This is a genomic window from Mycobacterium sp. NPDC050041 (assembly GCF_049541695.1).
Lineage (GTDB): Bacteria > Actinomycetota > Actinomycetes > Mycobacteriales > Mycobacteriaceae > Mycobacterium.
Genome location: NZ_JBMVDG010000002.1, coordinates 452228 through 463985 on the forward strand (window position 1 = coordinate 452228; position 11758 = coordinate 463985).

12 protein-coding genes are annotated in these 11758 nt (G+C 68.3%); 6 read left to right on the top strand and 6 right to left on the bottom strand.

Annotated features, from left to right (window positions below; translation table 11 throughout):
- Positions 1 to 4: 4 nt before the first annotated feature.
- The gene (locus tag ACPCHZ_RS07455; RefSeq protein WP_423484161.1) at positions 5 to 1069 is read right to left on the bottom strand and encodes a thiolase domain-containing protein; all 1065 of its coding nucleotides are present in this window, start codon (positions 1067 to 1069) and stop codon (positions 5 to 7) included.
- 14 nt (positions 1070 to 1083) lie between these two features.
- Positions 1084 to 2076 carry a Zn-ribbon domain-containing OB-fold protein gene (locus tag ACPCHZ_RS07460; protein ID WP_423484162.1) on the bottom strand — a complete coding sequence of 331 codons (993 nt, stop codon included), beginning with the start codon at positions 2074 to 2076 and terminating at the stop codon, positions 1084 to 1086.
- Between the two features lie 52 nt (positions 2077 to 2128).
- On the opposite strand from ACPCHZ_RS07460, the gene ACPCHZ_RS07465 reads away from it, so the two are divergent.
- From ACPCHZ_RS07465 to ACPCHZ_RS07475, 3 genes are all read left to right on the top strand, one after another.
- Positions 2129 to 3160, top strand: coding sequence for an LLM class F420-dependent oxidoreductase (locus ACPCHZ_RS07465; RefSeq protein ID WP_423484163.1), 1032 nt, complete (start codon positions 2129 to 2131; stop codon positions 3158 to 3160).
- 112 nt (positions 3161 to 3272) lie between these two features.
- The gene (locus ACPCHZ_RS07470; RefSeq protein WP_423484676.1) at positions 3273 to 3953 is read left to right on the top strand and encodes an acetoacetate decarboxylase family protein; all 681 of its coding nucleotides are present in this window, start codon (positions 3273 to 3275) and stop codon (positions 3951 to 3953) included.
- Positions 3950 to 5161 carry a cytochrome P450 gene (locus tag ACPCHZ_RS07475; protein ID WP_423484164.1) on the top strand — a complete coding sequence of 404 codons (1212 nt, stop codon included), beginning with the start codon at positions 3950 to 3952 and terminating at the stop codon, positions 5159 to 5161. Before ACPCHZ_RS07470 ends, ACPCHZ_RS07475 begins: the two co-directional genes overlap by 4 nt.
- Before the next feature lie 67 nt (positions 5162 to 5228).
- On the opposite strand, the gene ACPCHZ_RS07480 is transcribed toward ACPCHZ_RS07475, so the two are convergent.
- Positions 5229 to 6065 (bottom strand): hypothetical protein, encoded by an 837-nt coding sequence (locus ACPCHZ_RS07480; protein ID WP_423484165.1) that lies wholly within the window; start codon positions 6063 to 6065, stop codon positions 5229 to 5231.
- A 108-nt stretch (positions 6066 to 6173) separates the two neighbouring features.
- Positions 6174 to 6974 carry a crotonase/enoyl-CoA hydratase family protein gene (locus tag ACPCHZ_RS07485; RefSeq protein ID WP_423484166.1) on the bottom strand — a complete coding sequence of 267 codons (801 nt, stop codon included), beginning with the start codon at positions 6972 to 6974 and terminating at the stop codon, positions 6174 to 6176.
- Positions 6975 to 7043: 69 nt separating this feature from the next.
- On the opposite strand from ACPCHZ_RS07485, the gene ACPCHZ_RS07490 reads away from it, so the two are divergent.
- On the top strand, positions 7044 to 8696 hold the full coding sequence (locus tag ACPCHZ_RS07490) for an acyl-CoA synthetase (RefSeq protein ID WP_423484167.1): 1653 nt from the start codon (positions 7044 to 7046) through the stop codon (positions 8694 to 8696).
- Between the two features lie 5 nt (positions 8697 to 8701).
- Positions 8702 to 9823, top strand: a complete 1122-nt coding sequence (locus ACPCHZ_RS07495) for an NAD(P)H-dependent flavin oxidoreductase (RefSeq protein WP_423484168.1) — start codon at positions 8702 to 8704, stop codon at positions 9821 to 9823.
- Between the two features lie 10 nt (positions 9824 to 9833).
- Here the strand turns inward: ACPCHZ_RS07495 and ACPCHZ_RS07500 are convergent, their stop codons facing one another.
- Positions 9834 to 10559 carry an LpqN/LpqT family lipoprotein gene (locus ACPCHZ_RS07500; protein WP_423484169.1) on the bottom strand — a complete coding sequence of 242 codons (726 nt, stop codon included), beginning with the start codon at positions 10557 to 10559 and terminating at the stop codon, positions 9834 to 9836.
- Between the two features lie 146 nt (positions 10560 to 10705).
- Between ACPCHZ_RS07500 and ACPCHZ_RS07505 the strand changes: the two genes are divergently transcribed.
- Positions 10706 to 11104, top strand: a complete 399-nt coding sequence (locus ACPCHZ_RS07505) for a VOC family protein (RefSeq protein WP_423484170.1) — start codon at positions 10706 to 10708, stop codon at positions 11102 to 11104.
- Here ACPCHZ_RS07505 and ACPCHZ_RS07510 read toward each other — a convergent pair.
- The gene (locus ACPCHZ_RS07510) at positions 11041 to 11757 is read right to left on the bottom strand and encodes a DUF6597 domain-containing transcriptional factor (RefSeq protein WP_423484171.1); all 717 of its coding nucleotides are present in this window, start codon (positions 11755 to 11757) and stop codon (positions 11041 to 11043) included. The genes ACPCHZ_RS07505 and ACPCHZ_RS07510 overlap by 64 nt on opposite strands.
- Position 11758: the final 1 nt, after the last annotated feature.

An 11758-nucleotide genomic window follows, 5' to 3' on the forward strand; every position in this document is an offset into this window, starting at 1 on the left:
CGTGTTACCGGCCTTCCAGGACTGCGACCAGATTCTGTTGCAATGCAGGGCCACTCGTCGCATGAGCGAGTACCCGTTGTGCGGACCCGTCGAAGATGTGCCGCGCCGCGAAGCCGATGCGCTCGAGGCCCGCCGAGAACATCGGATTGGCGGCCAGCGCACCGCCGGACGGGTTGATCTTCGTCGAGCCGTTCAGCCCGATCGCCTCTTTGAGGATCAGGTGTTGATGGGTGAACGGCGCGTAGAGCTCGGCGACGTCGATCGATCCGGCATCGCCACCCGTGGCGGCCTTCGCCGACGCCGCGGTCGACGGGGACGTCGTCAGGTCGCGGGCGCCCAGGATCGGCGTCTCGATGCGATGCTCGAATCCGGTGATCCAGGCCGGGTTCTCGCGCAGCTCGCGGGCGCGGTCGCCGGCGGCCAGCACGATCGCGGCCGCGCCGTCGGAGATCGGCGCGATGTCGTGGCGGCGCAACGGGTCGGCGAAGTACGGCCGCGCGAGCAGTTCGTCGATGCTCTCGGCGGGCTGCTCGCGGTCGGTGCGCTCGGCGACGGCGAACGAGTCGAGCGCCACCTGGGCCATCTGCTCGGCGGTCCACTTGCCTGCGTCGAGCCCGAGGCGGGCCTGCAGGCCGGCCATCGACACCGAGTCGGGCCACAGCGGGGCGACGGTGTACGGATCGGTCTGCAGTGCCAGCACACGGCGCAGGACGCCTGCGCTGGACTTGCCGAAGCCGTACACCAGCGCGGTGTCGACCTCACCGGTGAGGATCTTGATGTAGGCCTCGTAGAGCGCCCATGCCGCGTCCATCTCGACGTGGGACTCGTTGATCGGCGGCACGGCACCGATCGAGTCGATCGCGGAGATGAACGAGAACGCCCGGCCGGCAAGGTAATCCGAGGACCCCGAACACCAGAAACCGATGTCGGTCTGCTTGAGGCCGAGATCGGCGTACAGCTCGGCGAAACACGGCATCAGCATCTCGACGCCGTTGGTGGTGCCGTCGGTGCGGCGCACGTGCGGGGCGTGCGCGAAGCCCACCACTGCAACATCATTCGAGCCAGTCATTGTGTTCGCGCCCCTCAGAGGTGGTGCTTGTAGGTGTCGTACTCGGCGTCGGGCTCACCCGTCGGCCGGAAGTGCGAGATGTTGTCGATGCCGAGGCCCCACTCCTCGCGGGGCTTCCACACCGCCTGCACCCGCATCCCCATCCGCACATCGGCGGCCTCGATCTCGGTGACCAGGTGCAGGAACGGGATGTCCGCGCCGTCGAGCAGCACGTAGGCCGCCACGTACGGCGGCTTGATGCGCTGACCCGCGAACGGGATGTTGATGATCGCGAACGTCGTCACGGTGCCCTTGTCCGGCAGTTCGACGAACTCGGTGGTGGGTCGGCCGGTGCCCGGATCCGCCTCGCGCGGCGGGAAATACAGCTTGCCGTCCTTGCCGGTGCGAGCGCCGAGCAGCTTGCCCTCCTCCAGCGCCCGCAGGAACGTGCTCTCCGGCAGCGACGCGGTGTGCTGGATCTCGATGCTGCTGGGGGAGACCTGCACCGTCACCGGTTCGCGGTCGTCGGCGACGTCGGGGTGCTGCTCGGCCTCGTCGCCGAGCTCGAAGTAGGCGATGTCGGTGATCGCGCCCACCGGCTCGTCGGCCCAGTGCACGCGCACCCGGGCGCCTGCGCTGATGGCGTCGGACGATCCGGCGTCGACGGCGTGCAGCATCGGGGTGTCGGCGCCGTCCAGCGTGATGAGCGCCCACGCGAACGGACGGTCCAGCGGCTGGCCCTCCAGCGGCTGCGGCTGCCACGTCCACGACACCACCGTGCCGACCTCGCCCACCGGTACGATCTCCGTCAGCTGTTCGTAGCTGACCGGGTCGTATTCGGCCGGCGGCACGAGCACGCGCCCGTCGGTGCCGCGCACGCCGAGGATGCGCCGCGAGCGCAGTGCGGTGAAGAACTGACCGAGGAGTGGTCCGACTGAACGGGTGTAGTCGAAAGACAGTCTCAGCGGCGCGGAGAGCGGCTTCTCATGCTGGTCGATCAGGGCCGGGCTGCTTTGGCTGGCGGTCACGGCATCGAGTAGAACAGGTTCTAACTATGGTTTCAAGAACAGGGTGGCACTGATGAAACTGGGACTGCAGCTCGGCTACTGGGGCGCACAGCCGCCGGAGAACGCCGCGGAACTCGTCGCGGCGGCCGAGGACGCCGGTTTCGACACCGTGTTCACCGCCGAGGCGTGGGGCTCGGACGCCTACACCCCGCTGGCGTGGTGGGGTCGCGAGACCACCCGGATGCGGCTGGGCACGTCGGTCATCCAGCTCTCGGCGCGTACGCCCACCGCGTGCGCCATGGCGGCCCTGACACTCGACCACCTGTCGGGCGGGCGGCACATCCTCGGCTTGGGCGTCTCGGGGCCGCAGGTCGTGGAGGGCTGGTACGGCCAGCGGTTCCCGAAGCCGCTGGCGCGCACCCGGGAGTACGTCGACATCCTGCGCCAGGTGTGGGCGCGGGAGGCGCCGGTGCACAGCGACGGCCCGCACTACCCGCTGCCGCTGACCGGCGAGGGCACCACCGGACTGGGCAAGAACCTCAAGCCGATCACCCATCCGTTGCGCGCCGACATCCCGGTGATGCTGGGCGCCGAGGGGCCGAAGAACGTGGCGCTCGCCGCCGAGATCTGCGACGGCTGGCTGCCGATCTTCTACTCGCCGCGCATCGCGGGGATGTACAACGAGTGGCTCGACGAGGGCTTCGCCCGGCCGGGCGCGCGCCGCTCCCGCGAGGACTTCGAGATCTGCGCGACGGCGCAGGTGGTGGTCACCGACGACCGGCCGGCGGTGATGGAGCTGATGAAGCCGCACCTGGCGCTGTACGTCGGCGGCATGGGCGCCGAAGGCACCAACTTCCACGCCGACGTCTACCGCCGGATGGGTTACTCCGAGGTGGTCGACGACGTCACGCGGCTGTTCCGGTCGGACCGCAAGGACGAGGCGGCCAAGGCCATCCCCGACGAGCTGGTCGACGACTCGGCGATCGTCGGTGACCTGGCGTTCGTCGAGGAGCAGATCAAGGCGTGGGAGGCCTCCGGCGTCACGATGATGGTCATCGGCGCGCGTTCGACCGAGCAGATCCGCGATCTCGCCGCCCTGGTCTAGTAGACACTTCTTGCAAGCTGTCTAGAACACGTTCTAGATTCATCGTGTGACCGACACCACCCCTGTCTCAGGGGAGAGCTCCACGTACACCATCCAGGGCACCACGCTGACCATGCCGGTGCGGATCCGCAGGGCCGACACCCACGTCGCCATGTTCTCCGTCGACGCGTCCGCCGCGCAGCGGATGATCGACTACAGCGGGCTGCGGGTGTTCGAGCTGCGGCCGGGCCGCGCGGTGACGATGCTGATGCTGGTCCGGTATCACGACGGCGACCTCGGGAAGTACCACGAGTTCGGCACGGCCGTGATGGTGAGCCCGCCGGGCAAGACGCTCAAGGGGCTGGCGTCGCTGCAGTCGGCGGCTGCGTTCATCCACCACCTTCCCGTCAACCAGGGCTTCACCCTCGAAGCAGGACAACGGATCTGGGGCTTCCCGAAGATCATGGCCGACTTCTCCGTGCGGGAAACGGGCGGATTCGAGTTCGACGTCAGCGAGCACGGCAAGCTCATCGCGGGCATCGAATTCGGCGGCGGCGTGCCGATCCCCTCGGCGTTGACCGCCAAGCCGCAGGTGCTCACCACCTTCAGCCACCGTGACGGCGTGACCCGCGAGATCCCCTGGGAGATGCGGAACTCCGGGATGCGGGTCCGCCCCGGCGGCGCGCGGCTGCGGCTCGGTGACCATCCCTACGCAGACGAGCTACGGTCCCTCGGTCTGCCCAAACGGGCGTTCGCCAGCCAATCGTCTGGCAACGTCGAGATGACCTTCGGCGACGCCCAGGAGATCCGATGACACAGACGCTCTCGACCACCAAGCCCGACGTCGACCTGGCTGACGGCAACTTCTACGCAGACGGCCCCGCCGCCCGCGAGGCCTACCGGTGGATGCGGGCCAACCAGCCGGTGTTCCGCGACCGCAACGGCCTGGCCGCGGCAACCACGCACGCCGCGGTGCTCGACGCCGAGCGCAACCCGGAGCTGTTCTCGTCGACCGGCGGCATCCGTCCCGACCAGCCGGGCATGCCGTACATGATCGACATGGACGATCCGGCACACGTGTTGCGGCGCAAGCTGGTGAATTCCGGCTTCACCCGCAAGCGCGTGATGGACAAGGTGCCGTCGATCGAGCGGCTCTGCGACACCCTGATCGACGCGGTCTGCGAACGCGGCGAGTGCGACTTCGTGCGCGACATCGCGGCGCCGCTGCCGATGGCGGTGATCGGCGACATGCTCGGCGTGCTCCCCCAGGAGCGCGACATGCTGCTGCAGTGGTCCGACGACCTGGTGTGCGGCCTGAGCTCGCACGTCGACGAGCTGACCGTGCAGAAGCTGATGGATACATTCGCCGCCTACACCGCCTTCACCATGGACGTGATCGCCAAGCGGCGGGCCGAACCCACCGACGACCTCTTCTCGGTGCTGGTGCACGCCGAGGTCGAGGGCTCCCGGATGGCCGACGACGAGATCGTCATGGAGACGCTGCTGATCCTGATCGGCGGCGACGAGACCACCCGGCACACGCTGTCGGGCGGCACCGAGCAGCTGCTGCGCCACCGTGACCAGTGGGAGAGCCTGCGCGCCGACGAGGAGAAGCTGCCGGGCGCGATCGAGGAGACCCTGCGCTGGACCTCGCCGGTGAAGAACATGTGCCGCACGCTGACCGCCGACACGGAGTTCCACGGCACCGAGCTGAAGCAGGGCGAGAAGCTGATGCTGATGTTCGAGGCGGCCAACTTCGACGAGGAGGTGTTCGGCGATCCCGAGAATTTCCGGATCGACCGGAATCCGAACAGCCACCTGGCCTTCGGCTTCGGTACGCACTTCTGCCTGGGCAATCAGCTGGCCCGCCTGGAGCTGCGGCTGATGCTCACCAAGGTGCTGCAGCGGCTGCCCGACCTGCGTCTGGCCGACGGCGCCGAGGTGCCGCTGCGGGCGGCCAACTTCGTCAGCGGGCCGGAGGCGATGCCGGTGGTGTTCACGCCGACCGCGCGGGTGCTCTGAGTCCTGCGCGCCGAGTGTGCCGAGTGTGAAACTGTGGCGGGATTCGAGCCGAATTCTCGCCAACGCTTCACACTCGGCGAGCCCAGGCGGCCTGTAGCCGGCGGACGATGCCCCCTTCGGTGTCCTGGGACGTCACCCGGATGTCCGCCCAGCCGAGTTCCGTGACGGCGTCGTGGCGGTGGATGTCCTTGTTGAAGCGGATCGGACCCCTATGGTGGGCGCCTTCGTAGTCCAGCGCGACCTTGATGTCCTCCCAGCCCATGTCGAGCACGGCCACCAGGACGCCGTGCCGGTCGCGGACGGGGATCTGCGTGGTCGGCGGCGGAAAGCCGTTGCGAATGACGAGCAGTCGTAGCCACGTCTCCCGCGGCGATTCGGCGCCCGGGTCGACGAGCTCGAGAGCCCGACGCGCCGCCCGGATCCCGCGGTGGCCTCGATACCGCTCGGCGAGAAGTTCGACGTCGGCGACCTTGAGGTCAGTGGCATTCGCCAGTGCGTCGACCTCGGTGACGGCACGCTGCAGCGGGTTGCGGCGTGCCAGGTCGAGGGCAGTGCGGACCGGAGTTGTCACGGCCATGCCGTCGATCGTGGTCAGCTCGTCATCGGCGACGGCGTCGGCCCACGTGCGTATGCCTCGGGGCGGGTGCCGATTCCCACAGAGCAATTCGGCCGGCACTCGGCTATCGAGCCACTTGGCACCGTGCATCGCCGCCGCAGACCGGCCGGCGAGGACTCCTCGACGTCGTGACCACAGCCACGCCGCCTCAGCACGCAGCCGCGCAGTGATCTCCGCATCTGCAGGTAGGTAGACGCCCGGATACACCGCGGTGTGACGACTGCGGAGTTGATGGCGGGTGAGCACACCGCCGGTCAGCGCTTCACCCCCGATGAACGGCTTCTCCATGGCCGAAGTGTGCCGACATGGGCCGACATGTCACCGAGCGTGCGGTCAGTGCGAGATTCCGCCCCGGATTTTCGCACTGACCGCACGTTCGGCGCACGACCAAGGTGCCTACTTCATCTGGAAGTTGGGTGCCCGCTTCTCCTTGAACGCCCGCGGGCCCTCCTTCGCGTCGTCGCTGATGAACACCTCGATGCCGATCTTGGTGTCGATCTTGAACGCGTCGTTCTCGTGCAGGCCCTCGGTCTCGTGGATCGACCTCAGGATGGCCTGCACGGCGAGCGGGCCGTTCTTGTTGATCACCTCGGCGATCTCGAGCGCCTTCTCCAGCGCGGTGCCGTCGGGGACGACGTAGCCGATCAGGCCGTACTGCAGGGCCTCGGCGGCGGTGATGTGCCTGCCGGTGAGCAGCAGGTCGCAGGCGATGGTGTACGGGATTTGGCGCGGCAGGCGCACCGCCGACCCACCCATCGGGTACAGGCTCCACTTGGCCTCGGAGATGCCGAACTTGGCGCTCTCGCCGGCGATGCGGATGTCGGTGCCCTGCAGGATCTCGGTGCCACCGGCGATCGCGGGTCCCTCGACGGCCGCGATCAGCGGCTTGGTCAGCCGGCGACCCTTGAGCAGGCCGTCGATGCGCGACGGGTCGTAGGCGCCGCTCTTGAAGGAATCGCCGGGAGGCGCCTTGGTCGCGGCCTTGAGGTCCATGCCCGCGCAGAAGTAGCCGCCGGCGCCGGTGAGGATGCACGTCCGGATCTCCGGATCGTTGTCGACGCGGTCCCAGGCCTCGACCATTATCGAGAGCATCTCGGTCGAGAGCGCGTTGCGCGCCTCGGGTCGGTTGAGCGTCAGGATCAGAGTGTGTCCGCGCTGCTCAATGAGGGCGTCGGGGCCCTTTTCCGGCTCGCTCACAGGTATCCGCCTTCCTGCCGATCAACCACAGACTTGTCACGAAATGTAACACGTTCTAGTTTAGGCATCGTGGCCCTGAACATCGCCGATCTTGCCGAGCACGCCGTCGACGCCGTGCCTGACCGTGTCGCCCTGATCAGCGGCGACGAAACGCTGACCTACGGCCAACTCGAAGAGAAGGCCAACCGGCTGGCGCACTACCTGGTCGACCGGGGGGTGAAGAAGGACGATAAGGTCGGGCTGTACTGCCGTAACCGCATCGAGATCGTGATCGCGATGCTGGGCATCGTCAAGGCGGGCGCCATCCTGGTCAACGTCAACTTCCGCTATGTCGAGGGCGAACTGAAGTACCTGTTCGACAACTCCGACATGGTCGCGCTGGTGCACGAGCGCCGCTACGCCGACCGGGTGGCCAACGTGCTGCCGGAGACGCCGAACGTCAAGACGATCCTGGTGGTCGAGGACGGGTCCGACGACGACTTCCAGCGCTACGGTGGCGTCGAGTTCTCCGCCGCTCTCGAACAGGCTTCGCCCGAACGCGATTTCGGCCCGCGCAGCGAGGACGACATCTATCTGCTGTACACCGGCGGCACGACGGGGTTCCCGAAGGGCGTGATGTGGCGCCACGAGGACATCTACCGGGTCCTGTTCGGCGGTACCGACTTCGCGACGGGTGAGCCGATCGCCGACGAGTACGACCTGGCCAAGCAGGCCGCCGCGAACGCGCCGATGATCCGCTACCCGATCCCGCCGATGATCCACGGCGCCACCCAGTCCGCGACGTGGATGGCCCTGTTCTCCGGGCAGACCGTCGTGCTGGTGCCGGAATTCGACGCCGACGAGGTGTGGCGGACCATCGAGAAGCACAAGGTCAACCTGCTGTTCTTCACCGGCGACGCGATGGCGCGCCCGCTTCTCGATGCGCTTCTGGCGCAACAGGGCAAGGGCAACACCTATGACCTGTCGAGCCTGTTCCTGCTCGCCAGCACCGCGGCGCTGTTCTCCACCAGCATCAAGGAGAAGTTCCTCGAACTGCTGCCCAACCGCATCATCACCGACTCGATCGGATCCTCGGAGACCGGCTTCGGCGGCACCAGTGTGGTGGCCAAGGGGGAGTCGCACACCGGAGGCCCGCGCGTCACGATCGACAAGAACACCAAGGTGCTCGACGAGGACGGCAACGAGGTGGTGCCTGGATCGGGCAAGCGGGGCATCATCGCCAAGTGCGGTCACATCCCGGTCGGCTACTTCAAGGACGAGAAGAAGACCGCCGAGACCTTCAGGACCTTCCACGGTGTGCGGTACGCGATCCCGGGTGACTACGCCGAGGTCGAGGCCGACGGCACTGTGACGATGCTCGGCCGCGGGTCGGTGTCCATCAACAGCGGCGGCGAGAAGATCTACCCGGAAGAGGTCGAGGCCGCGCTGAAGGGACACCCCGACGTGTTCGACGCTCTCGTGGTCGGGGTGCCCGACCCCCGCTTCGGTCAGCACGTCGCCGCCGTGGTGCATCCGCGGAAGGACAGCCGCCCGGCGCTGGCCGACCTCGACGCGTTCGTCCGCAAGGAGATCGCGGGATACAAGGTGCCGCGCAGCCTCTGGTATGTCGACGAGATCAAGCGGTCGCCCGCGGGCAAGCCGGACTACCGGTGGGCCAAGGACCTGACCGAGGAGCGCACCGCCGACGAGGTACACGCCAAGCACGTGGCAGCAGGAGCGTGACACGCATGAGGACAGAGCTCTGTGATCGCTTCGGCATCCAGTACCCGATCTTCGTCTTCACCCCGTCGGAGAAGGTGGCGGCGGCCGTCACCCGTGCCGGCGGCCTCGGCGTGCTCGGATGTGTGCGCTTCAACGAGGCCGACGAGCTCGAGAACGTCCTGCAGTGGATGGACGAGAACACCGAGGGCAAGCCCTACGGCGTGGACATCGTCATGCCGGCGAAGATTCCCACCGAGGGCACGTCCGTCGACATCAACAAGCTCATCCCGCAGAGCCATCGCGACTTCGTCGACAAGACGCTCGCCGACCTCGGCGTGCCGCCGCTGCCCGAGGACGAGGAGCGCTCCGAAGGTGTTCTCGGATGGCTGCATTCGGTGGCCCGCAGCCACGTCGAGGTGGCACTCAAGCACCCGATCAAACTCATCGCCAACGCACTCGGCTCGCCGCCCAAGGACGTGATCGACCAGGCGCACGAGGCCGGGGTGCCGGTGGCTGCGCTGGCCGGCTCGGCCAAACACGCACTGCGCCATGCGGAGAACGGTGTCGACATCGTCGTCGCGCAGGGCCACGAGGCGGGCGGTCACACCGGTGAGATCGGTTCGATGGTGCTCTGGCCGGAGATCGTCGACGCGCTCGGCGGGAAGGCCCCGGTGCTGGCCGCAGGCGGCATCGGCACCGGTCGCCAGGTGGCCGCGGCGCTCGCCCTCGGCGCCCAGGGCGTCTGGATGGGCTCGGCATTCCTGACGTCCGCCGAGTACGATCTCGGCGTTCGCCGTGAGTCCGGCGTGTCGGTGATCCAGGAGGCGATGCTCACCGCGACGTCCGCCGACACCGTCCGGCGCCGCATCTACACCGGCAAGCCGGCCCGGCTGCTCAAGACGAAGTGGACCGACGCGTGGGACGCACCCGACGCGCCGGAGCCGCTGCCGATGCCGTTGCAGAACATCCTCGTCAGCGAGGCGCATCAGCGGATGAACGAGTCCGACAACCCCGCGACCGTGTCGATGCCGGTGGGCCAGATCGTCGGCCGGATGAACGAGATCCGGCCCGTCGCCGACATCATCGCCGAACTGGTGACGGGTTTCGAGGAGGCCAGCAGGCGGCTCGACGGGATCCGCGAGAGCTGAGGAGACAACCTCAGAAGGTGATGGTGGTCTCGTCGTCGATGGCCATGGTCGCCGGGGCCAGCACCATGGCTTGATCCTCGAGTGAGTCGGCATTGAGCTGCAGCACATAGAGGGCGTCGGGACCCGGGATCACGACGGTCTTCTGGGCGACCAGCTTGGTGACCCCGTCCTGCACCCACGTTCCGCCCAGCTGAAAGGCGGGGTACTCGCCGAGCGTGGTCGTTTCGCCCTCGTTCATCGCCGACCATCCGGGCAGGTTCTTCAGCTCGCCGGGCGCGAGGTCGATGATGGCCTGCGGGTCGACGTCGCCCTCGAGTCGCGACACCAGCGCGACGATCGACGGCTGGTAGTCGGCGGATTCGGGCCCGGTGTAGGCGATTGCGCCGTAGGCCCACTCGGGCGTCTGATCGCCGGCGGTGACCCAACCCTCCGGGATCGGGAGGTTGATCACCGGTGCGCCGGGCTCGCCCATCTTCACCGCCGACTCCTTGATGCCGTTGTCGGCGATGTAGCTGGCGATGGTGGGATTGGCGCCTGCGGCGTCCTCGTCGCGTGGCGCGATGCGCAGCTTGCCGGGCGCGGCCGCCGCCGAAGACGGTGTGCTCGGGGCGCTCTCACTGCTGGTGGCGCTGCTGGCACTCGAGGCGGCGGGCTCGGTGTCCGAGCCGCAGCCGGACAGGGCGAGCCCGAGGACGGCGGCGGCAGCCACCGCTCCAGTTATGCCGCTGGCTTTCATGAATTGACCTCCATGGAGTGGAAACGCGGAACACCGCGACAACACCGCAAACCTATCGAGTGCGAGCGAAGCGTAGCTCACCGGCGTGACCGCGGCTGTCCGATTCGTTCACGACAGTTCCGTGCGGTGTCCTTAACGTGATCGGCATGGATATCGCGCTCACCGGGACCACGATCGAGATCGTCGCCAAGGATCTACGGCGGACGCTCGACTTCTACCGCCTGCTGGGGTTGGCCGTACCGGAACCCGAAGGGGCCCCGCATGTCGAGGCCGAACTGCCCGGCGGAAACCTGCTCGCGTTCGACACCGAAGAGACCATCGCCGGGATGCACCCGGGGTGGACGCCCCCGGTGTCGGCGGGCCGGGTGGCGCTGGCCTTCCGGGTCGGCTCACCGGCTCAGGTCGACGCGCTCTACGAAAAGCTCACCGCAGCAGGTCATCCCGCCACGCTCGAGCCTTTCGATGCGCCGTGGGGGCAGCGCTACGCCACGGTGGCCGATCCCGACGGCACATCGGTGGACCTGTTCGCGCCGCTGGCCAGCTGAGCGACGGCGACGCCTGCCAGCGTCCGGACCTCGCGGTGCAGGTGCGGCTGGTCGGCGTAACCGACGCGCGTGGCGACCTCGGCCGCGGCGAGACCGTCGCCGAGCAGGCGCACCGCACGACGGAACCGCAGCACGCGCCGCAGCACCACCGGGCCGTAGCCGTACACCGCGCCGCAGTGGCGCTGCAGGGTGCGTGCGGACCAGCCCACCTCGGCGGCCACCTCCGTCACCGCCGCACCGTCGGCCAGGCGTGCGGTGACGTGCCGCAGCACCGGCAGGGGCCAGGGCGCCGTCTCGGTGGCCGGCTCCCCGGCGGCGAGGGCGTCGGTCACCCCGAGCAGCGGACGGTCGGCGACGTCGGAGCGCAGGTCCGCCAGCGGCACCCGGTGACCGCGGAGCTCGGAAGCCGGGACACCCAGCAGCCGGGGCAGCACACCGGGCCGGAACCGAAGTCCGCGCACGGTATCCGGGTGGGAGCCGCTGAGGTGTGCGACGGTGTCCGGTCCGGCGACGACGACATGACCGTCCATCTGGATGAGGTCCATGCAGCCGTCGGGCAGGACACGGCCCGGCTCGGCGGACCCGTCGCGTGTCCACCCGCACTCGACCAGATCGCGCAGCCGGTGCGGTGGCGAGAACTCGCGATAACCCACC

Bases quoted from the DNA above. Each gene is read 5' to 3' on its own strand.
- ACPCHZ_RS07465 (WP_423484163.1), top strand. From the start codon at position 2,129: ATGAAACTGGGACTGCAGCTCGGCTACTGGGGCGCACAGCCGCCGGAG.
- ACPCHZ_RS07505 (WP_423484170.1), top strand. From the start codon at position 10,706: ATGGATATCGCGCTCACCGGGACCACGATCGAGATCGTCGCCAAGGAT.
- ACPCHZ_RS07480 (WP_423484165.1), bottom strand. From the start codon at position 6,065: ATGGAGAAGCCGTTCATCGGGGGTGAAGCGCTGACCGGCGGTGTGCTC.
- ACPCHZ_RS07455 (WP_423484161.1), bottom strand. From the start codon at position 1,069: ATGACTGGCTCGAATGATGTTGCAGTGGTGGGCTTCGCGCACGCCCCG.
- ACPCHZ_RS07470 (WP_423484676.1), top strand. From the start codon at position 3,273: ATGCCGGTGCGGATCCGCAGGGCCGACACCCACGTCGCCATGTTCTCC.
- ACPCHZ_RS07495 (WP_423484168.1), top strand. From the start codon at position 8,702: ATGAGGACAGAGCTCTGTGATCGCTTCGGCATCCAGTACCCGATCTTC.
- ACPCHZ_RS07475 (WP_423484164.1), top strand. From the start codon at position 3,950: ATGACACAGACGCTCTCGACCACCAAGCCCGACGTCGACCTGGCTGAC.
- ACPCHZ_RS07500 (WP_423484169.1), bottom strand. From the start codon at position 10,559: ATGAAAGCCAGCGGCATAACTGGAGCGGTGGCTGCCGCCGCCGTCCTC.